The 26,951-nt window shown below is 59.8% G+C and carries 23 protein-coding genes and 1 other RNA gene; 6 read left to right on the top strand and 18 right to left on the bottom strand.

The genetic code is table 11. The annotated features are described in order from the left end of the window. Positions 1-85: 85 nt before the first annotated feature. The gene (locus ACQZ5F_RS12940; protein WP_046799105.1) at positions 86-1,030 is read left to right on the top strand and encodes an AEC family transporter; all 945 of its coding nucleotides are present in this window, start codon (positions 86-88) and stop codon (positions 1,028-1,030) included. A 17-nt stretch (positions 1,031-1,047) separates the two neighbouring features. Here ACQZ5F_RS12940 and ACQZ5F_RS12935 read toward each other — a convergent pair whose 3' ends face one another. The 9 genes from ACQZ5F_RS12935 to rimP form a co-directional block, all read right to left on the bottom strand. Then, positions 1,048-2,064, bottom strand: a complete 1,017-nt coding sequence (locus tag ACQZ5F_RS12935; protein ID WP_225339631.1) for a class I SAM-dependent methyltransferase — start codon at positions 2,062-2,064, stop codon at positions 1,048-1,050. 169 nt (positions 2,065-2,233) lie between these two features. After that, positions 2,234-4,381, bottom strand: a complete 2,148-nt coding sequence (gene pnp, locus ACQZ5F_RS12930) for a polyribonucleotide nucleotidyltransferase (protein WP_046799107.1) — start codon at positions 4,379-4,381, stop codon at positions 2,234-2,236. A 268-nt stretch (positions 4,382-4,649) separates the two neighbouring features. Continuing rightward, complete coding sequence (gene rpsO, locus ACQZ5F_RS12925) at positions 4,650-4,919, bottom strand: 30S ribosomal protein S15 (protein ID WP_006309908.1); 270 nt, start codon at positions 4,917-4,919, stop codon at positions 4,650-4,652. A 218-nt stretch (positions 4,920-5,137) separates the two neighbouring features. Then, positions 5,138-6,085 carry a tRNA pseudouridine(55) synthase TruB gene (gene truB / locus ACQZ5F_RS12920; RefSeq protein WP_046799108.1) on the bottom strand — a complete coding sequence of 316 codons (948 nt, stop codon included), beginning with the start codon at positions 6,083-6,085 and terminating at the stop codon, positions 5,138-5,140. Positions 6,086-6,088: 3 nt separating this feature from the next. Further along, on the bottom strand, positions 6,089-6,505 hold the full coding sequence (rbfA, locus tag ACQZ5F_RS12915) for a 30S ribosome-binding factor RbfA (RefSeq protein ID WP_006309910.1): 417 nt from the start codon (positions 6,503-6,505) through the stop codon (positions 6,089-6,091). A 75-nt stretch (positions 6,506-6,580) separates the two neighbouring features. Further along, a complete protein-coding gene (gene infB / locus ACQZ5F_RS12910; protein ID WP_225339630.1) occupies positions 6,581-9,343 on the bottom strand; it encodes a translation initiation factor IF-2 in 2,763 nt (920 codons plus the stop codon). Between the two features lie 101 nt (positions 9,344-9,444). Next, entirely contained in the window at positions 9,445-10,146 is a 702-nt protein-coding gene (locus ACQZ5F_RS12905) for an RNA-binding protein (protein ID WP_052820110.1), read from the bottom strand. After that, positions 10,143-11,759, bottom strand: coding sequence for a transcription termination factor NusA (nusA, locus tag ACQZ5F_RS12900; RefSeq protein ID WP_046799111.1), 1,617 nt, complete (start codon positions 11,757-11,759; stop codon positions 10,143-10,145). Before nusA ends, ACQZ5F_RS12905 begins: the two co-directional genes overlap by 4 nt. Before the next feature lie 62 nt (positions 11,760-11,821). After that, positions 11,822-12,418 carry a ribosome maturation factor RimP gene (gene rimP, locus ACQZ5F_RS12895; RefSeq protein WP_046799419.1) on the bottom strand — a complete coding sequence of 199 codons (597 nt, stop codon included), beginning with the start codon at positions 12,416-12,418 and terminating at the stop codon, positions 11,822-11,824. Between the two features lie 287 nt (positions 12,419-12,705). Here rimP and ACQZ5F_RS12890 point away from each other — a divergent pair, with 287 nt between their 5' ends. Beyond that, on the top strand, positions 12,706-14,334 hold the full coding sequence (locus tag ACQZ5F_RS12890) for an MFS transporter (protein WP_080842423.1): 1,629 nt from the start codon (positions 12,706-12,708) through the stop codon (positions 14,332-14,334). A 187-nt stretch (positions 14,335-14,521) separates the two neighbouring features. Here ACQZ5F_RS12890 and ACQZ5F_RS12885 read toward each other — a convergent pair whose 3' ends face one another. Together ACQZ5F_RS12885 and recR are read right to left on the bottom strand one after the other, a co-directional pair. Beyond that, complete coding sequence (locus tag ACQZ5F_RS12885; protein ID WP_432704571.1) at positions 14,522-15,760, bottom strand: lytic murein transglycosylase; 1,239 nt, start codon at positions 15,758-15,760, stop codon at positions 14,522-14,524. Between the two features lie 123 nt (positions 15,761-15,883). Further along, positions 15,884-16,489: a recombination mediator RecR gene (gene recR, locus ACQZ5F_RS12880; protein WP_137085629.1), complete on the bottom strand. Its 606-nt coding sequence runs from the start codon at positions 16,487-16,489 to the stop codon at positions 15,884-15,886. A gap of 37 nt (positions 16,490-16,526) precedes the next feature. Here recR and ACQZ5F_RS12875 point away from each other — a divergent pair, with 37 nt between their 5' ends. Next, on the top strand, positions 16,527-17,162 hold the full coding sequence (locus tag ACQZ5F_RS12875; RefSeq protein WP_225339629.1) for an MOSC domain-containing protein: 636 nt from the start codon (positions 16,527-16,529) through the stop codon (positions 17,160-17,162). A 68-nt stretch (positions 17,163-17,230) separates the two neighbouring features. Here ACQZ5F_RS12875 and ACQZ5F_RS12870 read toward each other — a convergent pair whose 3' ends face one another. The 3 genes from ACQZ5F_RS12870 to ffs all read right to left on the bottom strand — a co-directional run bounded on the left by ACQZ5F_RS12870 (position 17,231) and on the right by ffs (position 19,634). Then, a complete protein-coding gene (locus tag ACQZ5F_RS12870) occupies positions 17,231-17,554 on the bottom strand; it encodes a YbaB/EbfC family nucleoid-associated protein (RefSeq protein WP_052820115.1) in 324 nt (107 codons plus the stop codon). Between the two features lie 27 nt (positions 17,555-17,581). Beyond that, complete coding sequence (locus ACQZ5F_RS12865; protein ID WP_225339628.1) at positions 17,582-19,456, bottom strand: DNA polymerase III subunit gamma/tau; 1,875 nt, start codon at positions 19,454-19,456, stop codon at positions 17,582-17,584. An 81-nt stretch (positions 19,457-19,537) separates the two neighbouring features. Continuing rightward, an RNA gene (gene ffs, locus ACQZ5F_RS12860) (signal recognition particle sRNA small type) lies at positions 19,538-19,634 on the bottom strand. 65 nt (positions 19,635-19,699) lie between these two features. On the opposite strand from ffs, the gene ACQZ5F_RS12855 reads away from it, so the two are divergent. Together ACQZ5F_RS12855 and nudC are read left to right on the top strand one after the other, a co-directional pair. Further along, a complete protein-coding gene (locus ACQZ5F_RS12855; RefSeq protein ID WP_046799118.1) occupies positions 19,700-20,128 on the top strand; it encodes an HIT domain-containing protein in 429 nt (142 codons plus the stop codon). Between the two features lie 2 nt (positions 20,129-20,130). Then, positions 20,131-21,090: an NAD(+) diphosphatase gene (nudC, locus tag ACQZ5F_RS12850; protein WP_046799420.1), complete on the top strand. Its 960-nt coding sequence runs from the start codon at positions 20,131-20,133 to the stop codon at positions 21,088-21,090. A 17-nt stretch (positions 21,091-21,107) separates the two neighbouring features. Here the strand turns inward: nudC and ACQZ5F_RS12845 are convergent, their stop codons facing one another. Together ACQZ5F_RS12845 and ACQZ5F_RS12840 are read right to left on the bottom strand one after the other, a co-directional pair. Next, positions 21,108-21,983 (bottom strand): prephenate dehydratase, encoded by an 876-nt coding sequence (locus tag ACQZ5F_RS12845; RefSeq protein ID WP_225339627.1) that lies wholly within the window; start codon positions 21,981-21,983, stop codon positions 21,108-21,110. 11 nt (positions 21,984-21,994) lie between these two features. Continuing rightward, positions 21,995-22,750 (bottom strand): 3-deoxy-manno-octulosonate cytidylyltransferase, encoded by a 756-nt coding sequence (locus ACQZ5F_RS12840; protein WP_046799119.1) that lies wholly within the window; start codon positions 22,748-22,750, stop codon positions 21,995-21,997. 150 nt (positions 22,751-22,900) lie between these two features. Here ACQZ5F_RS12840 and ACQZ5F_RS12835 point away from each other — a divergent pair, with 150 nt between their 5' ends. Beyond that, positions 22,901-23,476: a c-type cytochrome gene (locus ACQZ5F_RS12835; protein ID WP_046799120.1), complete on the top strand. Its 576-nt coding sequence runs from the start codon at positions 22,901-22,903 to the stop codon at positions 23,474-23,476. A gap of 77 nt (positions 23,477-23,553) precedes the next feature. Here ACQZ5F_RS12835 and ACQZ5F_RS12830 read toward each other — a convergent pair whose 3' ends face one another. Then, positions 23,554-24,282: a sugar transferase gene (locus ACQZ5F_RS12830; RefSeq protein ID WP_225245004.1), complete on the bottom strand. Its 729-nt coding sequence runs from the start codon at positions 24,280-24,282 to the stop codon at positions 23,554-23,556. 288 nt (positions 24,283-24,570) lie between these two features. After that, on the bottom strand, positions 24,571-26,874 hold the full coding sequence (locus ACQZ5F_RS12825; RefSeq protein ID WP_225339626.1) for a transglycosylase domain-containing protein: 2,304 nt from the start codon (positions 26,872-26,874) through the stop codon (positions 24,571-24,573). Positions 26,875-26,951: the final 77 nt, after the last annotated feature.

Below are 26,951 nucleotides of genomic sequence, written 5' to 3'. Positions count from 1 at the left end.
ACGCGCAGCGTTTTCGCGATTCCATTCCAGTGGAAAACGCTCTAAAGCGGAGTATCTCCCGCAAAGCCGCGAAAGCTTTCCCTCCATGTCTGCCGTTGCCGCTAACGTCGCTCCGATTTTCATTCTCATCCTGATCGGCTGGCTCACCGTCAAGGCCGGTCTGTTCCGTGCCGATGCCGGCGAGATTCTCAGCGATTTCGTGTTCAAGATCGCCGTGCCGACACTGATCTTTCGCACGCTTGCGGAAGCGAATTTCCACGGTGCGTCGCCCTTCCGGCTCTGGATCACCTATTTCGCCGGCGTGGCCGTCACATGGACAATCGGACATATCGTCACCCGTTACGTCTTCAAGCAGGATGTGCGTATCGCCGTCATTGCCGGGATTTCCTCGGCCTTCGCCAACAATATCTTCATCGGCCTGCCACTCGTCGGCCGGTCCGTTGGCGATGAGGGATTGGTGGCGCTTTCCATTCTGCTGGCCATCCACCTGCCTGTCATGATGATTGCCGGCACGATCCTCATGGAGAACGCCACGCACAAGGCGGTCGGGGGTGAAAAGCGAAGCATGGCTGCGGTCTTCAAGCAGGTAGGTCGTAACCTCGTTACCAATCCGCTGGTGATTGGCCTGGCGATTGGCCTTTCGACCAATGTTTCAGGTGTGACGCTGACGCCCATCCTCAAAACCGTGGTCGATCAGATTGCTTCGATGGCAGGGCCAGCGGCGCTCATCTCGCTCGGCATGGCGCTGACGAAATACACCATTCGCGGCAATCTGGGGATCGCTGTTACCATGACAGTGTTCAAACTGCTGCTCTTGCCCGCCTGCGTGTGGGCCATGGGCCATGCCCTCGGCCTCAGCCGGGAATGGACGGCGGCCCTTGTGCTCACCTCGTCGGTGCCGACGGGGGTGAATGCATGGCTGATCGCCAACCGCTTCGGCATCGGCCACAGCGTTGCGGCCTCCACCATCAGCATTTCCACGGCGACCGGCGTTCTTTCCGTGTCGCTGTGGGCATGGCTGCTGAGCTGACCGCCCTGCCGAATTGATTATTTCTGGGCGCTGAGGATCTTGAAGCGGGCGTTACGGCACACCTCTGCGCGGCTGCGGAATTCCGTCGCGAGCACCGGCTCATAGGGCATGCCGCGATTGGCAACCATCAACAGCTTTCCGCCGCTGCGAAGCGCGCCGGCGGCAGCCTTGATGAACGCCTGGCCGAGAGCGGGTTCCGCCGCCTGTCCCGCCGCGTGGAAAGGCGGGTTCATGATGATGAGGTCGTATTTTTCCTTCGGCGGCTCGTTAGCCAGATCCTGCCAGAAGAAACGCGCCGTCAGCCGCGGATTGTTTTCAAGAAGATTGGTCTTGGCAAATTCAAGCGCATTCCAGTCCGCTTCAAAAAGATCGATACGGGCGGTGCGCGGCGATTTTTCTGCCAGCATCACCGAAAGATAACCCCAGCCTGCGCCAAAATCGGCGGCATTGCCGTCAAAATCGGTCGGCAGGCGCGATGCCAGAAGCTCCGAACCGTCATCGACGCGGTCGTGCGAGAACATGCCGGGCAGGGCGGTGAAGCGGCCTTCGACCGTCACGGGCTTTTGGGCAAGCTTCGAGAGAGCCGAGGAAACATCGTCCGGACGTTTGAACCAAAGCGCGACACCATGGTATTTTGGCGTCGAGTCGGCCTCGATGCCAAGCTTTGCCAGCGTCTTGCGCAGCGTCACGATACCGTCTTCCTTCGATCCCGCCGCGACGATCAGGCCGCCGGCTTTCACGCGTGACAGTGCTTCCGCGACGCGGTTTTCGTTCTCGCCACGATGTTTGCCGCACAGCAACAGCGCCGCATCGTAGTCCTCGCCCGAAACGTCCGGGGTGACCTGCGCGCCTTGCGCCTGCAGAGCCCGGTAAAGTGGCCGAAGGTGCTGAACGGCAATAATCTCCGCGTCAAAACCATCCAGCCTCGGGCCGGCCTCCGCTCCCAGAAACAGAATGCGTTCGCCCTCTTTCGGCATATCGAGCATTTCTGCGGCAAAGGGGTGGAAAAGGGTTTTAACAGCGTCGCGGCTCATGGGAGCGTCCTTAGAGCATTTCCAGGAAAAGCGGGACTGCTTTTACAATCTGGACAATGCGTTAAATCAAAGAGTTAGATCGATTTGGCGGTGAGCCAAGGGGATCTAAGCGGGATAGAAAAAAGGCGCGGGCAAAACCCGCGCCTCGATAGGGTCTGGCGGCGCGGCCTTATTCGGCAGCGGCTTCGCCGTCTTCCTTCTTCTTGTCGGCAGCGACTTCCTGGCCGGTTGCCTGGTCGACAACCTTCATGGAGAGGCGAACCTTGCCACGCTCATCGAAGCCCATCAGCTTGACCCAGACCTTGTCGCCTTCCTTGACGACGTCGGAGGTCTTGGCAACACGCTCGGAAGCGAGCTGCGAGATGTGGACGAGGCCGTCGCGAGCGCCGAAGAAGTTGACGAAAGCGCCGAAGTCAGCGGTCTTGACGACCGTACCTTCGTAGATGGCGCCGACTTCCGGTTCAGCAACGATCGAGTGGATCCACTTGCGGGCCGCTTCGATTTCCTTGCCGGAAGAAGAAGCGATCTTGACGGTGCCGTCGTCCTCGATGTTGATCTTGGCGCCGGTCTTTTCGACGATTTCGCGAATGACCTTGCCGCCGGAGCCGATGACTTCACGGATCTTGTCGACCGGAATGTTCATGACTTCTATGCGCGGTGCGAATTCGCCGAGCTGGCTGCGGCTCTCGGTGATGGCATTGGCCATTTCGCCGAGGATGTGCTTGCGGCCACCCTGTGCCTGCTCCAGAGCGATCTTCATGATCTCTTCGGTGATACCGGCGATCTTGATGTCCATCTGCAGCGAGGTGATGCCGTCGGCCGTACCCGCAACCTTGAAGTCCATGTCGCCGAGGTGGTCTTCGTCGCCGAGGATGTCGGAGAGAACAGCAAAGCGCTCGCCTTCAAGGATGAGGCCCATGGCGATACCGGCAACCGGCTTTGCCAGCGGAACGCCGGCGTCCATCAGTGCAAGCGAGGTGCCGCAAACCGTTGCCATCGACGAAGAGCCGTTGGACTCGGTGATTTCGGAAACGACGCGCAGCGTGTAGGGGAACTGTTCCGCAGTCGGCAGCATCGGACGGATCGCGCGCCATGCGAGCTTGCCGTGACCGATTTCGCGACGGCCCGGGGAGCCCATGCGGCCTGTTTCACCAACCGAATAGGGCGGGAAGTTGTAATGCAGCAGGAAGCGTTCCTTGTACATGCCGGTCAGGCTGTCGACATACTGCTCGTCTTCGCCGGTGCCGAGCGTCGCAACAACGATCGCCTGGGTTTCACCGCGGGTGAACAGAGCCGAACCGTGCGTGCGCGGCAGCAGGCCGACTTCCGAGATGATCGGACGAACGGTCGACAGGTCGCGGCCGTCGATGCGGCTCTTGGTGTCGAGAACGTTCCAGCGAACGATCTTCGCCTGCAGGTGCTTGAAGACCGCGCCGATTTCTTCCGGGCTGTACTTGGCTTCGCCTTCTTCCGGCAGGAAGTGCGCCTTGACCTTCGCCTTCACGGCGTCGACGGCAGCGTAACGGGCAGCCTTTTCGGTGATCTTGTAGGCGGCACGCAGTTCGGTTTCAGCCAGGGCCAGCATTTCGTTTTCGAGCGCGGAGAAATCCTCCGGTTCGAATTCGCGGGGTTCCTTGGCGGCAACTTCGGCGAGCTTGATGATCGCGTCGATAACCGGCTGGAAGCCCTTGTGGCCGAACATGACGGCGCCGAGCATGACGTCTTCGTTGAGTTCCTTGGCTTCCGATTCCACCATCAGGACGGCGTCCTGCGTACCGGCAACAACCAGATCCAGAACCGATTCATCCATCTCGTCGAGATGCGGGTTCAGAACGTATTCGCCGTTGATGTAGCCAACGCGCGCGCCGCCGACCGGACCCATGAAAGGAATGCCGGACAGTGTAAGCGCAGCAGATGCGGCAACCATCGACAGAACGTCCGGATCATTTTCCAGATCGTGCTGAATGACCGTGACGACAACCTGCGTGTCGTTCTTGTAACCTTCAGGGAAAAGCGGGCGGATCGGACGGTCGATCAGGCGGGAAACCAGCGTTTCCTTTTCGGAAGGACGACCTTCGCGCTTGAAATAGCCGCCGGGGATCTTGCCGGCAGCGTAGGTCTTTTCCTGGTAGTTGACGGTCAGCGGGAAGAAGTCCTGGCCGGGCTTCGGAGACTTTGCGGAAACCACGGTCGCGAGAACCATCGTCTCGCCGTAGGTTGCGATGACGGCGCCATCAGCCTGACGGGCAACCTTGCCGGTCTCGAGCTTCAGCGGGCGGCCTGCCCATTCGATTTCCACGGAGTGCTTATTGAACATATCTTGTCCTTGTTTGTACTTGCCCGCCTTATGGGGGCAAAGAACGACGCAATCACGGGCAAGACAGCGGGAGGCTTTCGAGGTGCAAGCATCCGGCAATCCTGCCCCATGACAGGTCTGCGGTTGAAAAGGCGGCACCGGCCCATCCGGGGCTACCTTATCCGTCCGGGGACCACATCTGCGGCAAACGCCCGGAAATTCATGCGGCCTTCAAAAGGCCCAATATAAAAACCGGCGGGTGTCGTTGTGAAACCCGCCGGATAAGGTTTTAGCGGCGAATGCCGAGAGCACCGATCAGCTTGGTGTAACGGGCTTCGTCCTTCTTCTTCAGATAGTCGAGAAGCGAACGACGGCTCGAAACCAGCGTCAGAAGGCCACGACGGGAGTGGTTGTCCTTCTTGTGGTCCTTGAAGTGACCGGTGAGGTTGTTGATCCGCTCGGTCAGGATTGCGACCTGAACTTCCGGAGAACCGGTGTCACCTGCCTTGGTGGCATATTCCGTGATGAGGGCGGCTTTGCGCTCTGCAGTAATCGACATCGTACGATCCTTTCTTGTTTTTAAGGAAAAACGGGGACGCCTAGAGCCGGGATGTCGTCCAGCTCTGGCCATTCAGCAGCATAGGCAAAGCCCAAGCTGGCGCTGCCTATAAACTATTCCGGGTACAATTGAAAGAGGTGATTGACTGGGCCTCGCGGAGCATTTCCAGGAAAACCATGTGCGTTTTTCCGTCCGGAAATACATGAAGACAGCCTATTTCAGCCAAAAACCCGCTTCGGCCGAAACTCTCCCTCACCGATCTCGCCAATCGCGACCAGCTTGCCCTGCGCGGTGGCATAGGCTTCCGGATGATTGGCCGGCGCGTCACGCCCGCGCAGCAGGATGGGGTTGCCCATCTTCAGCCGGTGCGCCTGATCGTCGTTGATGATAAGATGCGGAAGCGAGGAAAGCGCCTGCGCCGTGTCGATCAGAAAGGCATCCAGCGCCTCGACCCGCTCGTCGCGGTCTTCTATGGCTTCCAGCGCCGTCAGTGTTTCAAGCGGCACCATCATGTCTTCGCCGAAGGGGGCGACCATCGTGCGGCGCAACTGCGAAATATGGCCGAAACACCCGAGATCGCTTCCCATGTCGCGTGCAAGCGCTCGCACATAAGTGCCCTTGCCGCATTCCACTTCAAAATGCGCGGTATCGGCGTCGGGGCAGGCGAGCAGCGTCAGGCGGTGAATTTCCACCTCGCGTGCCGGGATTTCCACCGTCTCGCCATCGCGCGCCAGATCATAGGCGCGCTCGCCGGCAATCTTGATCGCGGAAAATTGCGGCGGTGTCTGCAGGATCACACCGGTATAATTGGGCAGAAGATCGCGGATCGCCTGTTCGTCCGGGCGCTGGTCGGAGGAATTGACGACCTCGCCTTCCAGATCGTCGGTTGCGCGCTGCTCACCCCAGGTGACGGTAAATTCGTAGATTTTACGGCCGTCCATGACGTAAGGCACAGTCTTGGTTGCATCGCCGAGGGCGATCGGCAACATGCCGGAAGCCAGCGGATCGAGCGTTCCGGCGTGGCCTGCCTTCTGGGCGTTGAACAGCCACTTGATCTTGGAAACGGCTTCGGTGGAACCGAAATCAAGTGGCTTGTCGAGGATGAGCCAGCCCGAGATCGGGCGGCCCTTGGGTTTGCGGTGCTGCTGTTTGCGTGGTTTGGACATGCTTCAGTTCTGTTCGTCGTCTTTTTCGTTTGAAGGTCCAAGATCGCGCTGCACCTCCGGTGACCGCAGGAGTGCGTCGATCTTCTGGTAATTGTCGAAACTCGTATCGTCGCGAAAGCGCAGTTCCGGCATGTACTTCATTTGTCGCAGTTGCGGACCGAGACGGCCGCGCATGAATTTCGCGTGGCGGTTCAGCGCGCTGATGATGTCGGTGTGATCCGCAACGCCAAGCGGCGTCACGTAAGCTGTCGCGATCTTGAGATCGGGCGACATGCGTACTTCCGAGATGGAAATGACGGTGCCTTCGATCAGATCGTCGCGGACTTCGCCGCGCTGAAGAATTTGGGTAAGGGCGGCGCGCACCTGTTCGCCAACACGCAGCATGCGTTGCGAAGGGGCCGATGATGTTGCTTTTGCCATGGGTAATGCCTCAAACGGAGCGAGCGCCGGTAAGCCGGCGCCCGACAGAAAAATCCTGTTTTGCGGCGAGAACGCTTAGAGCGTTCTCGTGATGTGCTCGACGCGGAAGCACTCGATGGTGTCGCCGGCGCGAATGTCTTCGTAGTTTTCGAATGCCATACCGCACTCCTGACCAACCGGCACTTCGTTGACTTCGTCCTTGAAGCGCTTGAGGGTCTTGAGCTTGCCTTCGTGGATAACGACGTTGTCGCGCACCAGACGCACACCTGCACCACGTTCCACCTTGCCCTCGACGACGCGGCAACCCGCGACCTTGCCGACCTTGGTGATGTTGAACACCTCGAGAATTTCGGCATTGCCGAGGAAGGTCTCGCGACGTTCCGGCGAAAGCAGACCCGACATCGCCGCCTTAACGTCATCCACCAGATCGTAGATGATGTTGTAGTAGCGGATTTCGATACCGGCGCGTTCGGACGCCGTACGTGCCTGTGCGTTGGCGCGAACGTTGAAACCGATGATCGCGGCGTTCGATGCCTCGGCAAGCGAGATATCCGATTCCGTGATGGCACCAGCACCAGAGTGAACGACACGAGCGCGGACTTCGTCTGTGCCGAGCTTGTCGAGCGAAGCGATAATGGCTTCGACCGAACCCTGCACGTCCGCCTTGATGACCAGCGGGAATTCCTTCAATCCCGAAGTCTGAAGCTGGCTCATCATCTGTTCCAGCGAGCCGCGCTGACCGGTCTGGCGGGCGACAGCCTTGTCGCGTGCCAGACGCTGGCGGTATTCTGAAATCTCGCGGGCGCGGCTTTCGTTTTCGACAACCGCAAAACGGTCACCGGCCGACGGCGTGCCGGAAAGGCCGAGGATTTCGACCGGCATGGCCGGACCGGCTTCCTTGACGTGTTCGCCCTTGTCGTTGACGAGCGCGCGCACACGGCCCCACTGGTCACCGGCAACGATGATCTGGCCGGGCTTCAGCGTACCCTTCTGCACGAGAACGGTGGCGACGGCGCCGCGTCCACGGTCCAGCTCGGCTTCGATGACCGTGCCTTCTGCAGTGCGGCTTGGATCTGCCTTGAGATCGAGAATTTCCGCCTGAAGCAGGATCGCTTCGAGCAGCTTGTCGAGGTTGAGCTTGTTCTTGGCCGACACTTCGACGTCAAGAACTTCACCACCCATCGATTCCACGAAAACTTCGTGCTGCAGCAGCTGCTGGCGAACCTTTTCAGGGTTTGCCTCGTGCTTGTCGATCTTGTTGATCGCAACGACGATCGGAACACCGGCAGCCTTGGCGTGATTGATGGATTCGATCGTCTGCGGCATCACGCTATCGTCTGCGGCAACAACCAGCACGGCAATGTCGGTCGCCTGCGCACCGCGGGCACGCATGGCCGTGAAGGCGGCGTGGCCGGGGGTGTCGATGAAGGTGATCTTCTGACCGTTCTTTTCGACCTGATAGGCGCCGATATGCTGGGTGATGCCACCGGCTTCACCAGCAACCACGTTTGCCTGACGAATGGCGTCGAGCAGCGAGGTTTTACCGTGGTCCACGTGACCCATGATGGTCACGACCGGCGGACGGGAAACCATTTCGCCTTCGTCGTCGGCCTGGTTGAAGATGCCTTCTTCCACGTCGGATTCAGAAACGCGCTTGACGGTGTGGCCGAATTCGACGGCGATCAGTTCCGCCAGATCGGCGTCGATCACGTCGCCCGGCTTCATCATCTGGCCTTCCTTCATCAGGAACTTGATGACGTCGACGGCGCGCTCGGACATGCGCTGTGACAGTTCCTGAATGGTGATGGTTTCCGGCAGGATGACTTCGCGCATAACCTTTTCGCGGGTTTCCTGCATCTGGCTGCGGCGGAATTTCTCCTGACGGCGGCGCATGGATGCCATCGAGCGGCCACGCGGCGTGCCGTCTTCATCCAGATTGGACGAGGTGACGGTGAGCTTGCCGCGACGGCGTTCTTCTTCCGTCTTCAGGCGGGCAGCGGGCTTGGCCGGAACCGGAGCCGTGACCTTGCCGCGGGCCGGAAGGCTGCTGCCACGACGTACGGCACCACGATCATCCTCCTCGTCGCCACCGGTACGACGTCCGCGCGGAGCGGCCGCATCGGGCGTTGCAGGAGCGGAACGGGGAGCAGCGGTGGCGGACTGAGGACGTGCGTCAGTGCGGGGGGCCGGTGTAAAGGCCGCAGCCGGCTTTTCGCTGGCCGGTTCGGATTTCACTTCAGCGGCAGGCTGGCTTGCCGCTGCCTTGGCAGCCGCGGCCTCTTCGGCAGCGCGGTTTGCGGCCTCAACCTTTTCGGCTGCGATGCGCTGTTCTTCCTCGACCTTGCGGCGTGCTTCGTCTTCGGCGCGCTGCTTGGCTTCCACCACGTCACGAGCCTGCGCTTCCATCAGCGCACGGCGACGGGCTTCCATCTCGCCGGCGGAAAGATCGTGCAGAACGTTGCCGCGCGGACGGTCAGGCTGGCGCTGCTGGGGTGCGGACGAGCCGGGACGCTGCTGCGACTGGGAAGAACCCGGACGCTGCTGCTGCTGGCCGCCTGGCTGATGAATGCGCGGCTGGGGAGCCTGCGGACGCGCTGCCACGGGGGCAGGGGTCGGTGCTGCGGGCTTCGGCGCAGGTGCTGCTGCCGCGATCGGCTGAACCGGCTTCTCGTCTTCGGGACGTAGGGGGCGGCGCTTGCGTGTTTCCACGACAACCGCATTTGTGCGACCTCGACCCATATCCTGCCGCACGGTGCCCTGATTCATCCCGCCCGGCTTGAGGGTGAGAGTCTTCTTGGCCGGCGCGTTAAGTGTCTTGTCGTCGTTGTTGTCGGTCATTCGTTCCCGTTCCTTCGGACGAGAACCGGATGACGTCCATCAGGTCTCGTCGTTCAATTGCTGCATCGGAACGCGGCGACCGTTCATGTCGGTTAACCGCGTCATTGTTCTGTCCGGGCAGCGTCGCGTTCCGCCTGAGATCGACCGCCAAGGCGGTACTGCTCAAGCATCGTTGCGCGCTTCACTACACCCTCACCCGCCTGCCCCGCAAGCGCGCAAGCATGGATAAAAGCATTCTGGCCCATCAACTCGTCCATTTCGGCGCTACTGAAGAGCCGGAAGGACGGAATTTCATTGTCGGCATCGCTGCCGAACGCCCAGGCCCTGCGGGCCTGGTCCAGTTTTCTCACGCCGTCCGCCGCAGCATCGGTTGCGTGGAACGCGGCAATCGCGTTCCCGGACCGGATGGCGGCATCGACCTTCGTCGCGCCGCTGATGAACTGGCCCGCCTTGCGCGCCATGTTCATCATTCCCGCAAGCTGCTGCGCCATCAGCCGGTCGAGAAGAGCAAGAAGCTCCGGTCCGGCCTTGACGTCGCGTTTGAGTGCCCGTGCGAAAATCTTCTTCGCAATGGCTTTCTCGATCAGGGCGCGCTCGGGTGTTACCCAGCAGCCGCGCCCCGGCAATTGGCGTTTCAGATCCGGCACGACGCTGCCGTCCGGGCCTGCGACGAAGCGGATCAACTCATCGGGGGATCCGCTTTGCCGTGTCACAATGCACATACGTCCATTGACGTTGCCTTCCAGCCGCCCGTCCTCATCGGTCTCGGGCAGCTCGTCCGGCTCATGCGCCTGCGATGTCATTCCTGCTCGGCGGTATCCGCCTCCTCGGCAGCTTCCGCATTGGCTTCCTCTTCGGAAGCGAGGTCTTCGGCCGTGATCCAGCCAGCCAGAAGACGGGCCTGCACCACCATGTTCTCGGCCTCGACGCGCGAGACGTCGAGCTTGGAGAAGATGCCTTCGAACTTCTTGGTCTCGCCGTCCTTGCGTTCGCTCCAGCCGACCAGATCGTCCGCGGCGCAGCCGGCAAAGTCTTCGATGGTCTTGATACCGTCTTCACCCAGCGCAACCATCATCTGCGAGGTCAGGCCGTCGATCTGGCGCAACTCGTCGGCAACGCCGAGTTCCTTGCGCTTGGCGTCCATTTCGGCTTCCAGGCGTTCCAGATATTCGCGGGCGCGGGTCTGGATTTCATCGGCGGTGTCTTCATCGAAACCGTCGATCGAGGAAATTTCACCGAGGTCGACATAAGCCAGTTCTTCGACCTGTGCGAAGCCTTCGGAGGCCAGAACCTGGCCGACCATTTCGTCGACGTCGAGGGCGTCCATGAACAGTGCCGTGCGCTCGTTGAATTCCTTCTGGCGGCGCTCGGATTCTTCCTGCTCGGTCATGATGTCGATATCCCAGCCGGTCAGCTGCGATGCCAGGCGCACGTTCTGGCCACGACGGCCGATGGCGAGCGACAGCTGCTCGTCGGGAACGACCACTTCGATGCGCTCGGACTCTTCATCCAGAACGACCTTGGCGACTTCCGCCGGCTGCAGGGCGTTGACGATGAAGGACGCCGGCTCCTGGCTCCACGGAATGATGTCGATCTTCTCGCCCTGCAATTCGCCGACAACGGCCTGAACGCGAGAGCCGCGCATACCGACGCAGGCACCGACCGGATCGATCGAGCTATCGTTCGAGATAACGGCGATCTTGGCGCGCGAACCGGGGTCACGGGCGACCGACTTGATCTGGATGATGCCGTCGTAGATTTCCGGGACTTCCATGGTGAAGAGCTTCACCATGAACTGCGGATGGGTACGCGACAGGAAAATCTGCGGGCCGCGCTGTTCGCGGCGAACGTCGTAGACGTAAGCGCGCACGCGGTCGCCATAACGCATGTTTTCACGCGGGATCATCTCGTCGCGACGGATGATGCCTTCGCCACGGCCGAGATCGACGATGACATTGCCATATTCGACGCGCTTGACGGTGCCGTTGACGATTTCGCCGATACGGTCCTTGAACTCGTCATACTGGCGGTCACGCTCGGCTTCACGAACCTTCTGCACGATGACCTGCTTGGCGGACTGGGCGGCGATACGGCCGAAATCCATCGGCGGCAGCGGATCGGCGATGAAATCGCCGAGCTTGGCGTCCGGGTTGCGGTCGCGGGCAAGTTCGAGCGGGATCTGGGTCGAATAGTCCTCGGCTGCCTCGACAACTTCCAGAAGACGCTGCAGGCGGATTTCGCCGGTCTTGGAGTTGATGTCGGCGCGAATGTTGGTTTCCGAACCATAGCGCGAGCGGGCGGCTTTCTGGATAGCGTCGGCCATTGCGGCAAGCACGATTTCGCGGTCGATGACCTTTTCGCGCGCCACAGCATCGGCGATCTGCAGAAGCTCAAGCCGGTTAGCACTCACTGCCATTTTTCTATCTCCGTAAGTCGCATAATTGCGGGGATCGCCCTTTTTCGGGCTTTACGTTGGAATTAGTCTTCGTTTGTTTCGTTTTCGTCGTTCTGGTTTGCGGCGGCAGCCTTAGCCGCCTTGTCTGCCCGCAGCGCATCACGAATAAGGTCGTCCGTCAGAATGAGCTTCGCATCGGAAAGCGCGCTGAACGGAACGGTGACTGTCGGCTCCTCGCCATAGGCGATCTGGTCGCGTTCCAGCTTGAAGCCATCCGCATCGACCTCGACGATCTTGCCGCGAAACCGCTTGCGGTTTTCGACCAGAATGGAGGTTTCGACCTTAACCAGATGACCCTGCCAGCGGGTGAAATCCGATTTACGAACCATCGGCCGGTCGATGCCGGGCGAGGAAACTTCGAGATGATACGCTTTATCGACCGGATCTTCCACATCAAGAACCGGTGAAATGGCCATGGAGATCGCTTCGCAGTCCTCGACGGTCATGGTGCCGTCTTCGCGCTCGGCCATCACCTGCAGCGTCATACCGTTCTGGTTGGAGAGCCGCACGCGCACCAGAAGATATCCCATGCCCGCCAAAACAGGCTCGATGATCTCGGCAATGCGCTGGTCGATGCCCGTTTCAGTTATCAGTCGCGATTCTTGTGCGGTGTCTGCCATCTGGCCTTCCGGTCTTTGATTTTCACCGGGCTCCTGGCCCGTGGTTTCCGGTTCGCCTAACGAAAAAGAGCGGAGCCTTGCGGCCCCACTCTTCATCAAGCGATCAAGAATTTCAGGGGTCATATAGACCCATCGGGGCGGGATTGCAAGGTTTTCGCGGGCGCTCCTGCTTCAATGGCGTCCGCAGCCACATTTTCACCGCTACCGTGTCGGAAAGGGTGGCATCATTCTGGGCACTGTCTATAGTTGCCGTTTAACAAATCGCAGTTGCATCAATTGGACAGAGCGTGCCTGACCGTAAATCGCCACTCGCGCCTTTAAGGCATTTGACTTACAGACGAATCTGGATCGCCAGCCTTGCCTCGAATTTCGGTGGACTGATCCAGGCGGTGGGCGCCGCATGGATGATGACCTCGCTGTCGAGTTCCGAAAACATGATCGCGCTGGTGCAGGCTTCCACCTCGCTGCCGATTATGATGTTTTCGCTGATTTCAGGCGCGCTGGCCGACAGTTTTGATCGCCGCCGCATTATGATCTCGGCGCAGTTCTTGATGCTGACTGCCTCTGTACTGCTCACGGTTTTTGCCTGGTCCGGCTGGCTCACACCCTGGCTGCTGCTTTTCTTCACCTTCATGATCGGCTGCGGCACGGCGCTCAACAATCCGTCCTGGCAGGCCTCCGTTGGCGAAATGGTGCCGCGCGAGGATCTGCCCGCCGCCGTGACGCTGAACAGTGTTGGCTTTAACATCACCCGCAGCGTCGGCCCCGCCATCGGCGGTATCATCGTCGCTGCCGCAGGGGCTGCTGCCGCGTTTTTCGTGAATGCGCTCAGCTACTTCACCCTGCTTTATGCCCTGTTTCGCTGGCAGCCGCCCAAAAACGCCTCGACCTTGCCGCGCGAGCAGCTTCTCGCCGCCATATCGGCCGGAATGCGTTATGTGGCCATGTCGCCCAATATCGGCAAGGTGCTGGTGCGCGGCTTTCTCTTCGGCCTCTCCGCCAGTGCCATCCTGGCCTTGATGCCGATCGTTGCCCGCGATCTGGTCGAGGGCGGCCCGTTGACCTACGGCGTCATGCTGGGCGCATTCGGCGTCGGTGCCATTGGTGGCGCGCTCATCAGTGCCCGGTTGCGGGAAGTCATGTCCAGCGAATGGATCGTGCGTGTCGCCTTTTTAGGTTTCGCCTTCAGTTCCGGTATAACGGCAATCAGCACGAGTGCGATCATCACCTCACTGGTCCTGACCGTCGCCGGCGCCTGCTGGGTTCTGGCGCTTTCCCTGTTCAACACCATCGTCCAGCTTTCCACCCCGCGCTGGGTGGTGGGCCGGGCACTTTCGCTTTACCAGACGCTGACCTTCGGCGGCATCGCGGTCGGCAGCTGGCTGTGGGGTGAACTGGCGGAAGACTACGGCATTTCCTATTCGCTTCTCTGTTCCTGCGTGCTGATGCTGCTCGGCGTCGTCGTGGGCCTCAAGCTTGCCATGCCGGCCTTCGCCTCGCTCAATCTCGATCCGCTCAACCGTTTCGTGGAGCCGCCACTGAGGCTTGATATCAAGCCGCGCAGTGGCCCGATCGCCATTCTCATTGACTATGAAATCCATGACGAGGATCTCGGCGAATTCCTGCCGCTGATGGCTGAGCGCCGCCGCATCCGCATCCGGGATGGCGCGCGCAACTGGAACCTGATGCGCGATCTCGAAAACCCTGACATCTGGACTGAAAGCTATCATGTGCCGACATGGGTGGAATATGTCCGCCATAACCACCGCCGCACTCAGGCGGATGCGGAGGCCTGGGATCGGCTGCTCGAGCTTCATCGCGGCAAGACGCGGCCACGCGTACACCGGATGATCGAGCGGCAGACCATTCCGCCGACCGACGATATCTTCCACAAGCCGCATACCGATCAGCACTGAGAGGCTGGGGCGAGGGCAGAAACGGACCAGGTAAAAAGCTATTGATGGCCCCTGCCATAACGCTCGACGTCATCCTCGGGCTTGTCCCGAGGATCCAACCACGTATCGTTAAATCAATCGGTTGCAGATGCTCGGGACAAGCCCGAGCATGACGACGGAGAGGTTTTCCGACGTCGCCCGTAACGTGCTATTTCAGCTTAGCCTTCAGGCTTGCATCTGGAAAACACGTCGGTGAAAGCCCGTTCTTGGCCTGCCAGTCGCCCAGCGACCGCCGCGTCTTGAAACCGGCCAGCCCATCTGCCTTGCCGACGTCGTAACCCTTGGCCACCAGTGCCTTCTGCATGGCGAGCACATCGGAGCGCAGCATCGACCCGACATTGCCCCATTCCGCCTTGAATGGCCCCGCCCCATGGGCGATGCGGTCGGCGAGATTGCCGATGAACAGGGCGTAGAGATCAGAATTGTTATATTCCTTGATGACGTAGAAATTCGGCGTCACCACGAATTCCGGCCCGTGCCGTCCGGCCGGAACCAGCATCATGCCATCGGCGGTAAGGTCATTGGCCGGAAAGGCTTTTCCGGAAATGCGGGTAATTCCCATCTTCGCCCAGTCGGCCACCGGCCTTGCAAGGTCCGGACCTTCCTGCGCGCAGGAGACATTGGCCGGGATCGAGGCTTCGAAACCCCAGTCGCGATTGCGCTGCCAGCCGCGCTGAGAAAGATAGTTCGCTATGGATGCCAGCGCGTCCGGTACGGAGTTCCAGATATCGCGCCGGCCGTCGCCATCGAAATCCACCGCATATTTGAGATAGCTTGACGGCATGAATTGCGGCTGGCCGAGTGCGCCGGCCCAGGAGCCCATCATGCGCGAGGCTGCGATATCGCCGCTCTCGACGATCTTCAGAGCATCAATCAGCTCGGTACGGAACATCTCTTTGCGGGTGGACATATAGGCCTTCGTGGCCAGCACATCGACCACCGAATGGGGCAATTTCGCACGGCCGAAACCGGATTCACGGCCCCAGATCGCCACGATGATATCGCCGGGCACGCCATATTTCGCTTCGATGCGACGAAGGGTGGTGGCATGGGTTGCCGCAAGCGACCGACCGGTGCCGGCAAGCCCCTGCAGTCGCTTCTCGGAGAAATAGGCGCCCGGCGAGGAGAATTCGGCCTGGCTCTGGCTTTGTTCCTTCGGCGGTTTCCGGCCGGGGATGACGAGATCAGGCAGCTTCCAGTTGATGGAGAGACCGCTCAGCGCAGCATCGAGCGTCTTTTGCGAAATACCCGCCTTGCGTGCTTCCGGCCAGATTTCCTTTTTTAGCCACGCATTGAATTCGGCGTCGTATCGGGCAGCAGCTGCACCGGTTGGTACAGATTGCGCCATGGCCGCCGTCGCTGAAAAAACGGAAAGAATGGCGGCCAATGCCTTGAAGCTTTTCCGGGAAAAGTGGAGCTCGGTTTTCCGTCCGGAAATGCGCCAGGACAAACAATCAAATCGGTTTCGCATTCGGTCTCCTCTTTGGGTCGTGGGGAGTGAAGGAAGGCGTCAGATCGTCGTGCGGGCCCGAAGCGCCGCCGTCAATGTGCCTTCGTCGAGATAGTCCAGCTCGCCGCCCACCGGCACCCCATGCGCAAGCCGGGTGATCTTGATGCCGAGATCGGAGAGGCGGTCGGTGATATAGTGGGCGGTTGCCTGCCCCTCAACCGTCGCATTGACGGCGATGATAAGCTCGCGAATGCCACCGACGCTGACACGATCGATCAGCCCCTTGATGTTCAAATCTTCCGGCCCGACACCGTCGAGCGGCGATAGCGTGCCGCCCAGCACATGATAGGCGGTGTTCATCGCGCCCGCCCGTTCCAACGCCCACAGATCCGAGACGTCCTCGACAACGATGATGACTGACTGGTCGCGCCGGTCGTCAGCGCAGACGGTGCAGGGATCGATGGTGTCGACATTGCCGCAGCAGGAGCAGATTTTGACCTTGTCATAGGCCTCGCCCATCGCGTGGCCCAGCGGCCCGAGAAGCTGCTCCTTCTTCTTGATGAGATGCAGCGCCGCCCGCCGTGCCGAGCGGGGCCCAAGTCCCGGCACTTTTGCCAGAAGCTGGATCAGTTTTTCGATTTCCGGACCGGTGACTCGTTTTGCCATGAGCGCTTTCTACTGCATAAATCGGGAAACGGGAATCATGAAGCGCGAAGGGCAGTTCATGAAAATACAGGCGGTGTGCCGGGGCGAGGCCAAAAAGCTGCCGGGAAAGACGACGAAGACGGGCATCTTCAAACATCCCGTGCAAGGCCCGGTCTTGGTGGATGCCGAAGGTATCGTCAGCGATGCCGTCTGCAATCGCAAACATCACGGCGGGCCGGATCAGGCGATTTACGTCATGGGGTCCGTCGATCTGCATTTCTGGTCCCGCTCCCTGGGCTTCGTGGTCGAACCGGGATTTTTTGGCGAAAACCTAGTTTTGGAAGCTGTCGACAGTGCAAAACTCCATGTCGGCGACAGGTTCTCGGCCCGCGAAGTCGTGCTGGAGGTAACCGCTGCCCGCATTCCCTGCGCTACACTCTCGGCCCGGATCGGCGATCCCGATTTCGCGCCGCGTTTCCGGCAGGCGGGCCAGCCGGGTTTTTATTGCCGCGTGCTGAAAGGCGGAATACTCGCTGCCGGCGAGGATATCGTCTTCGAACCCTATCAGGGAACGAAACTGCCGATACCGACTATTCTCCAGCGATTTCGTCCCATGCAGCTTAATGCAGCCGAGCGCATGGCCTATCTAGAAACGCCGCTTGCCAACCGGTTTCGCGCGATGCTGGAGGCCTAAACTCTGCCTTGAGACGAGGACGGCGAATGCTCAACAGCGTTTCGCCATCCTGTTCAGTCGATATGATATCAGAACGGCAACTTCATGCCTGGCGGCAGCGGCAGACCGGCGGTCAGGCCCGCCATCTTTTCCTGCGCCTGTGCTTCGCCCTTTCCCTTGGCGTCCTTATGGGCCGCCACGATCAAGTCCTCGAGAATTTCCACCTCATCTTCCTTCAACAGCGAAGGATCGATTTTCAGGCTGCGCATTTCGCCCTTGCCGTTGAGAATGACGGTCACCAGACCGCCGCCGGCCCTGCCTTCGACTTCAAGGGCGGCGATTTCTTCCTGCACCTTTTCCATCTTGGATTGCATTTCCTTGACCTTGCCCATCATGCCCATGATGTCGCGCATGTGCCAAACTCCTGTTTTTGTTCTCGTTTAAAATTCGATGTCGTCGCCGGGAAGGATGTCGCCTTCGCTCGATTCGGCAACCGATGGCGGGGCGATTTCTTCCGCGTCGTCCTGTTCGACAGCCCGGATGCGAACATCGGTGATTTTTGCGCCGGGGAATTGCTGGAGAATGGCCACGACGTCCGGATCCTGTCTCGCATCGACAAGGCGGGCGTCGCGGGCGTTGCCCTCGGCCTCCACCAGCGTCGGTTGACCCTCTTCCTTGCTGAGGCTGACGATCCAGTGGATACCGGTCCACTCCTTTAGCCTCACGCCAAGCTCGCCGGGCAGCGAGCCGGGGGCGCCATCGCCAAGCCGCATATCGAGCCGGCCCGGTTCCAGCCGAACCAGCCGGACAAAGTTGCGGACCTTCGCCCGCATGACGGGATCGCGATTTTTCTGGCAGAGATCGGCAATATCCTGCATCGAATTGACCGGAACCTTCGGCTCCGGCCGTTCTTCGGTCTTTGGTACGGCGATCTGCATGTCCTGCGGCCGGCTGTCGGGAACGGCGCGCAACATCGCAGACGTCTGCGGCGTTGCCGGGCGCTGGGCGGGAAGATCGACAGGTCTTGCCGCAGCCACGGTTTGCGCTGACGAATAGGCCCGCGCCCCGCCACCATTACCGCCGCCCGCAGGCGCGCCGTTGGCATAGCCGCCATCACCGTTGGAAAGCTCAAGCAGCCGCCGTGCCGCATCTTCGGGTGCGGGCAGATTGGCGGCATGAGAAAGCCGGATCAGCACCATTTCGGCAGCACCCGCAGGCCGCGAGGCATTTTCCGTTTCCGGAATGCCCTTCAGCAGCATTTGCCAGATGCGAGACAACGCGGTTACCGCGATGGTTTCGGCAAATTCCGCACCACGCACGCGTTCGATTTCGGAAAGAGAAGGATCGTCTGCCGCGTCAGGCACATATTTCATGCGGGTGACGAGATGGGTGAAATCGGCAAGGTCGTTCAACACGACGACGGGGTTCGCGCCCGCCTCATATTGGCCGTTGAATTCCGAAAGGGCTGCCGCGACATCGCCTTTGACGATATGCTGGAAAAGATCGACGATGCGCGCCCGGTCGGCAAGGCCCAGCATGCCGCGCACCGCCTCGGCCTCCACACGGCCACCGCCATGGGCAATTGCCTGATCGAGCAGGGAAAGGCCGTCACGCGCGGAACCCTCGGCTGCACGGGCGATCATCGACAGCGCCTGCGGCTCAGCCTCAAAACCTTCCTTGCCGGCAATGGCGGTGAACAGGCCGACGAGATCGGCAGCGCTGATGCGGCGCAGGTCGAAACGCTGGCACCGCGACAGAACGGTGATCGGAACCTTGCGGATTTCGGTGGTCGCGAAGATGAATTTCACATGCTCCGGCGGCTCTTCCAGGGTCTTCAAAAGACCGTTGAAAGCCTGCGTCGACAGCATGTGCACTTCGTCGATGATGTAGACCTTGTAGCGCGCCGAGACCGGGCGATACCGCACCTGCTCGATGATCTCGCGAATATCATCGATACCCGTATGGGAGGCGGCGTCCATCTCGATCACGTCGACATGTCGGCCTTCCATGATCGCCTGGCAATGTTCACCGGGGATACGCAGGTCGATGGTCGGCTTGTCGATGGTGTCTGTCTTGTAATTCAGCGCGCGGGCGAGAATGCGCGCCGTGGTGGTCTTGCCCACGCCGCGGACGCCGGTCAGCATATAGGCCTGCGCGATGCGGCCGGTCTCGAACGCATTGGTCAGCGTGCGGACCATCGGCTCCTGGCCGACCATCAGATCGGAAAAATCCTTCGGGCGATATTTGCGCGCCAGTACCCGGTAGCCGGTCCCGACCTGGGATTCGCTTGGTGTGGTGGGTACGGTATCGCTCATTGCCTCGCCAGTTTGTTTTGCCAGTTTGTCTTGGGGCGCTGAACTGGCCCGGCGAAAGCTGAGCACGTCTTTTAAAAAAAGGTGGGAGGCTGGCACGGCGACCCGTGCCGGGCTCGTTAGGGCTGCTTCCTTCCGGACCTGACCCGGTTGGCGAGTGGCTCGTCCACCACCAACCTCCCGGGGCCACATATCGGCAATATCGACAGCAAATGCAAGCCAAGCCTTCAAAAAACTGCTATCACAATGAAAACAAACATGGAGGACACCTTGGAGACATTCCGGCTGGACGACAGGCTTGCACGCGATAGCGTGCTTGTGACGCGTTTGGGGCTATGCGAATTGCGTTTGCAGAATGACAGCCGCTGGCCCTGGCTGGTGCTGGTGCCCCAGCGAGACAGTGTCAGCGAATTGTTCGATCTTACCCCGCTCGATCAGGCCATGCTGACATTTGAGACCAATCTCGTCGCCGCTGCGCTGAAAGAAGTCACGGGGGCCATCAAGATCAATGTCGGTGCGCTTGGCAATATCGTCCGGCAGCTTCATGTTCATATTATCGCCCGCAACGAAGGCGACACCTGCTGGCCCGGCCCCATATGGGGTCACGGAACGCCGGTGCCTTATGCGGCGGGTGAAAAGGAAACTTTCATGAAAAAAATCTCCGGCGCGCTCTGATGATGTCAATGACAATTTTCGAAACCAACGCTCCCCATCCCGAAGCAAGCCTGCTGACAGCTTTTTCTAAAAATGCCCTCGACCGTTTCGCCGAGAAGCGTACGGAAGAGTGCGTTGCCGATGCGCTGAAAATCGACGGCACCCATATTTTTGCCTTCTCCGGTAACCGGCTTGTCCTGAAGCACGATGATCAGGTCATCGATCCCCTGTTCTCCGCCTATGAGCTGGCCGAGTTGCAGCCGGATTTCGACAATGCCGTGCTGCTGGGATACCGTGAAACCGGCGAGCCGAGAATCGCCGTGCCGGTTGCCGTCGCCGAAGACCATCTGGCGAGCCATTACAAGCTTGCCGACGCCCGCACGCTTTACCGCGATCATCTGCTCGATGAGGAGTTGCTAAGCGAAGTTGCTCAGGCTGTCAGCCTCACGCACTGGAATGGTGACAATCGCTTTTGTGGGAAGTGCGGCGGGAGCATGGAGCTGCGGATCGGCGGTTACAAGCGGATCTGCGCTGCCTGCAACCACACTATTTTTCCGCGAACCGATCCTGTCGTCATCATGATGACGATCGATATCGAGCGTGATCTTTGCCTGCTTGGTCGTGGCGCCCATTTTGCGCCGGGCATGTATTCCTGCCTCGCCGGCTTCGTTGAACCGGGTGAAACCATCGAGCAGGCCGTTCGCCGTGAAACGCATGAGGAATCCGGTGTCGACATCGGCCGCGTACGCTATCACGCCTCCCAGCCATGGCCGATGCCGCATACGCTGATGATCGGCTGTTATGCCGAAGCGCTCTCTTTCGATATCGCCCGTGACGAGATCGAACTGGAGGATTGCCGGTGGTTTACGCGCACTGAGGTGGCCGCGATGCTGGAGACGGCGACGGGCGAAGGTTTTTCCGCCCCTCCGGGTGGCGCCATCGCGCACCGGCTGATGCGCGACTGGGTGGAATGGACGAAATGAAGCGCGTTGCGGCAGGCTCAGTTCTGGTTGAGCTTGCCGCGCATAGCATGGCCCTTGTAGACGCCGAGAATGCGGACTTTTTCTGAGAAGAAGCGCAACTCGTCCAGCGCATGCCGTACCGGCTCGTCATCCGGATGACCTTCAATATCGGCATAAAACTGCGTTGCGACGAATTTTCCGCCGAGCTGATAGCTCTCCAGCTTCGTCATGTTGATGCCGTTCGTCGCAAAGCCGCCCATGGCCTTGTAGAGTGCAGCCGGAATGTTGCGCACGTTGAAAACAAAGGTCGTGACAATGATTTCGTCGGTAGAATTGTCGCGAGACTGGCGCTTGGCCCAGTTTTCATCACGCGACAGCACGACGAAACGGGTGACGTTGTTTTCCGAATCCTCGACATTTTCCGCCAGAATATCGAGACCATAGAGATCGGCCGCAAGGCGTGGTGCCAAGGCCGCCATGCTGCGATCGTCCTTCTCGGAAACCTGCTTGGCCGCACCCGCGGTGTCGCCGGCGATAACCGGCTTCCAGCCATTGGAACGGATGATCTTGCGGCACTGGCCCAGCGCGTGGATATGGCTGTGGACGGTGCGAATCTCGTCTTTTTTTACACCCGGCATCACCATCAGCTGGAAGCGGATCGGCATGAAATATTCACCGATGATGTGCAGGCGCGATTCCGGCAGCAGATGGTGAATATCGGCGACGCGGCCGGCCAGCGTATTTTCGATCGGGATCATGCCGAGATCGGCTTCGCCGTTTTCAATGGCGTTGAAGGCATCCTCGAAAGTGGGGCATGGCAGAGGCTCCATATCCGGGAACATGTCGCGGCAGGCCATGTCGGAATTCGCGCCGAATTCGCCCTGAAAGGCAATGCGATTTGTGCTCAAGGTCATGAAATTTTCCGTCAAAGAGTTCTGCTTGCAAGAATGGTGCGGGCTTTTTCGAGGTCGTGCGGCGTGTCGACGCCGAGCGGCACGGAGCGGACGATTTCCGCATCGATGCGCATGCCCGCTTCCAGCGCCCGCAACTGTTCCAGCCGCTCGCGCTTTTCCAGCGGCGAGGGCGGAAGGCTCACGAATGTCTCAAGTGCTGCACGCCGGTAGCTGTAAAGTCCGATGTGATGGTAAAGCGGCCCGTCGCCATAGGGAGCGGTGGTTCGGGTGAAATAAAGCGCGCGCAACCGCGTCTCGGAAAGCGGGCTGCCAACCACTTTCACCACGTTAGGATTGGTTTTTTCATCCTCGTCTGTGATTTCCACCGTCAGCGTGGCGATGTCGACGGCGGGGTTCTCCAGCGGGCGCAGAGAGGCGCGGATCGTCTCCGCCTCGATGGTCGGAAGATCCCCCTGAACATTGATGACGTATTCGGCGTTGCCGTGAGGATCGGCCTTTTGCAGCGCTTCGAAGATGCGGTCCGAGCCGGACTGATGGTCGTCCCGCGTCATCATCACGTCGAAACCGGCATTTTGAACGGCCGAAAAAACCTGTTCGTCATCGACCGCAACGATGATTCGTTCCGCACCTGCTTCTCGCGCACGTAACGCCACCTGAACGATCATCGGCTTGCCGCCAATATCCGCAAGCGGCTTGCCCGGCAGGCGTGTGGATGCCATCCGCGCCGGTATGAGGACGACAGCTTTCTCGAAATCCCGATTCTTCATCCGACACCCTTCAAATCCCGTCCGAAAAGTGTCAAAACGTCACGGAGTGGGGACCATTATTCAAGTTGCGCAGGCTGTGCAAAAGCCATAGCTTTCGAGTAATTTCAAGATGCCCGGTTATATGGAGCGGATGCGAGGGAGCGCATATAGATGAATTCTTATGTAAATATGGGCGTTGGGGCGTTGCTGGGTACGGTTTTTGTCCTGATGTCGGTGTCAATTGCCTCTGAGGGCATTTTCCATGCGCCTACGCCCGAGAAGGAAGGTTACGCCATTGCTGCTGCAGAAAGCGGCGGTGAAGCAGCCGGCGGAGAAACAGCTGCCGCGGCGACTCCAATCGCGCAATTGCTTGCGAGCGCCGACGCTGCCAAGGGCGAAACTGTCTTCAAGAAGTGTACGAGCTGTCATACCGGAGAGAGTGGTGGTGCAAACAAGGTCGGCCCCAATCTCTTCGATATCGTCAACCGGCCGATCGCCAGCCACGAAGGTTTCAGCTATTCTGCGGGCATGAAGGATTTCTCCAAGGGCGGTTCCGTACATTGGGATTACGATCATCTCAGCTTCTTCCTCGAAGCTCCCAAGAAACACGTTCCCGGAACGGCCATGGGCTTTGCAGGTGTGAAGAAAGAAACGGAAAGAGCTGATCTGATCGCTTATCTGCGCACGCTGTCGGCAAACCCGGCGCCGCTGCCGGATCCGGCAGCTGCTCCCGCGCCGACGAACTGACGCAGATCTGCTTCATAAAAAAGCCCGGCAGCGATGCCGGGCTTTTTCATTCTATGGCATGTCTGCTCCTTAAAAGATCAGAAGCCCTTGCCGCCACGCAATTCGGAAATCACGGTTCCGACCATGATCTTGATATCCAGCCAGACCGAAAAATTGTCGACGTAATAAAGATCGGAAACAATCCGCGCCCGCGCCTTGTCACTACGATCCGTCGGGCCGCGCAGCCCCCGCATCTGTGCAAGGCCGGTAATACCCGGCCGCATCTGGTGCCGCATATGATAATGAGGAACCAGTTCCTCATAAGGCCGGCCGGCCGCCAGCATGCCGATGGCATGGCAGCGCGGCCCCACCAGCGACATGTCGCCTTTCAGGACATTGATAAGCTGTGGCAATTCATCAATGTTCGTGCGGCGGAGAACGGCGCCGATACGGGTTATGCGCGGGTCGTTCTTCACCGTTTGCGCCACACCGGTGGCGTCGCCCAGTTCGGTCCGCATGGAGCGAAATTTATAGACGCGGATTTTTCGCCCGTTCATGCCCCAGCGGACCTGCGAGAACAGAACTGGCCCCTTGCTGTCTAATTTGACCAGCGCCGCAACGGTCAGCAATACGGGCGCCAGTGCGACAAGGGCGATGGACGCCCCTGCAATGTCGATTGTTCTTTTGAGCGCGAACTGGCCGCGCTGCAACGAAGATGGATTTTTATCCGAATTGGAAGTCTGCATTTCCGCCGTTTCGAAACTGGCGGCCGCAGGATAGGGAGCGCCGTAAAAAACGGCATGCGATGAGCCTTTAGTACCCAGCATAATATGGAACCCTGAAAAGTTATTTTGAAACAAGAAAATTAATTTATATGAACAATTAATAATTCATTTACCGTAAAAAGTCACCCGAAATGTAGCCGCCTCTGCGCAAAAGGCAATCTAGGGTTAATGCTGGTGCACGCATATGTTGCGGCTTTGCGGCCTCTCCGCTCATAGCTGCGGGTGTGAAGGACCAAGCCTCTGGAAAACCGGGGACTTTGCGGAAAGTGAGCGTGTGGCTACGGGCTCAACTATCGGTCATGAAGTTGGCCGGCTCATACCTGATACGGGTCAATTTCCCATCAGAATGTCGAGCAGGGTCGTCTGTTTCGGTCCTGGTGTTGCAGGTGATTGACCGCCTATATCCGCCGGCGGCACGGGTCCGTTGCCGGCCTGATAGCCGGGTTCGATGTCGCGGGAAGGGATGTTCGCCGGCGGCATGGCCATATCAGGCTGATTCGGGTTCGGCGAAGCGGGTGCGTCGGGATAGGCGCGGGTGTCCGTCGTTCTGCCGCCCAGCGCATTGGAAATGATGTCGCCGATGGAGGAGGGCGCGTTCTCGGGTGCCGGTTGCTGCATTTCCCCAAGCGGCGGCACGGCACCTGCGCCAAGGCCGAAGAGAGGCGAAGGCAAAAGCCCGGAATGGGCGGCGGTCATGAAATCTTTCCAGGCCCTTGCCGGAAGACCGCCACCGGTGACCTTTTTCATCGAGGTGCCGTCGTCATTGCCGAACCAGACGCCCGTGGTCAGATTGCTTGTGTAGCCGACAAAAAGTGCGTCGCGGAAGGATTGGGTGGTGCCGGATTTTCCCGCCGCCTGCCAGCCTTGCAGGCGCGCGGCCTTGCCCGTACCTTCGGTAATGACGCGCGACAGCATTCCGTTCATGGTCGCGGCGATTTCCTCACTCAGCACACGTGGCGGATTGTCGTATTTGTTTTCGTAAAGAACCTTGCCGTCGGCATCGGTGATACGCTTGACGATATGCGGCGTCGCCTTGTAGCCGCCATTCATGAAAGGTGCGTAGGAGGCCGTCAGCTCCATCAACGACACTTCCGAGGTACCGAGTGCGATGGAGGCATTGTTCTGCAACTCCGATTCGATGCCCATGCGATGCGCTACCTGCGTCACCCGGTCAGGGCCAACTTCCATCACCAGCTGTGCGGCTATCGTGTTCAGCGAATTGGCGAGTGCTGTCGCGAGCGTCACTTCGCCACGGAATTTCTTCTCGTAATTTTCCGGGGTCCAGTTGCCGATGCGGACCGGCGCGTCATTGCGAATGGTGTAAGGGGTAAGCCCCGATTCGAGCGCGGCCACATAAACGAAGGGTTTGAAGGCCGATCCGGGCTGGCGTTTCGCCTTGGCGGCACGGTTGAACTGGCTTTCGGCATAATCGGCCCCGCCGACCACGGCCCGGATCGCGCCGGTGCCATCGATGGAAACCAGCGCCGCCTGCGAAGCGCCCTGTTTCTTGCCGTCGCCCTGCAATATATGTGTCAGCGCCTTTTCGGCGTCGCGCTCGAGATTGGGGTCGATGGTCGTATCGACGACGATGTCCTGCTTCACCTCCCCAACCAGGCTGCGGACTTCCTCCAGAACCATATCGGCTGCGTAATGTTCGGCGCCGGACCAGAAACGTTTCGCCTTGGTCGGCGGCTGCGACATGGCGGTCTTGATTTCATCGTCGGTGATGAAGCCGACATCGCGCATGGACTGCAGCACGACCTGCGCCCGCTCTTCCGCCGCCTGCGGATCACGCGCCGGCGAAAGGCGCGAGGGCGCTTTAAGAAGCCCGGCAAGCATCGCCGCTTCGCCCAGATTGACGTCGCGCGCGGATTTGTTGAAGTAGCGCCGGGAAGCCGCCTCGACGCCGTAGGCGTTGGACCCGAAATAGACGCGATTGAGATACATCGCGAGAATCTGGTCCTTGGTGAATTCATGCTCCAGCCAGAAGGACAAAAGCACTTCCTGAACCTTGCGCTCCAGCGTCCGGTCGGGCGAGAGGAACAGGTTTTTCGCCAGCTGCTGCGTCAGCGTCGAGCCGCCCTGTACGGTTCGCCCCGTCAGCACATTCGTCACGATCGCACGGCCGAGACCCAGCGGATCGATGCCGAAATGCGAATAAAACCTCCGGTCCTCAATCGCCATGACGGCCTGCGGAATATAGGGCGACATGTCTTCCAGCGCGAGGGCCTCGCCGCCTGTCGTGCCGCGATTGGCAAGCACGCTGCCATTGACCGAAACGATCTTCACATTCGGCGGGCGTTCGGGAATGGACCAGCTGCTGGCGCTTGGCATGCGTGCGCCGTAATAAAGCACAAGACCGGCAACGCCGATACCGCCCCAGATACCGAGCACGATGCACCAGTAAACCAACGAGCGGACAATGCCAGTCGCACCGCGACGGGAGGAATTGCGAGTCCGCTTTTCTTTTTTCTGCGGTTTGGCGCGGCTGGAGGCCGGCTTGGTTTTTTTTGCTGGTTGTTTTGCGGTTCCGCTGATGCGCTCGCTGGCATCGAGGCGCAGGTCATCACCGGATTCGTGGAAATCCCCGAAGGAAGGTTCTACCCGATCGCGTGATTTGCCCTTGCCTGCCATCCAGCCGAAATTGCTCCTTATTCACGAAACCGCACGCACCCATATGGGAGCTTCAGGCTTCTATGCCCGCGCGATGC

The organism is Agrobacterium sp. 22-210-1 (assembly GCF_053522525.1).
This window is presented reverse-complemented; position numbering and strand designations above follow the sequence as displayed.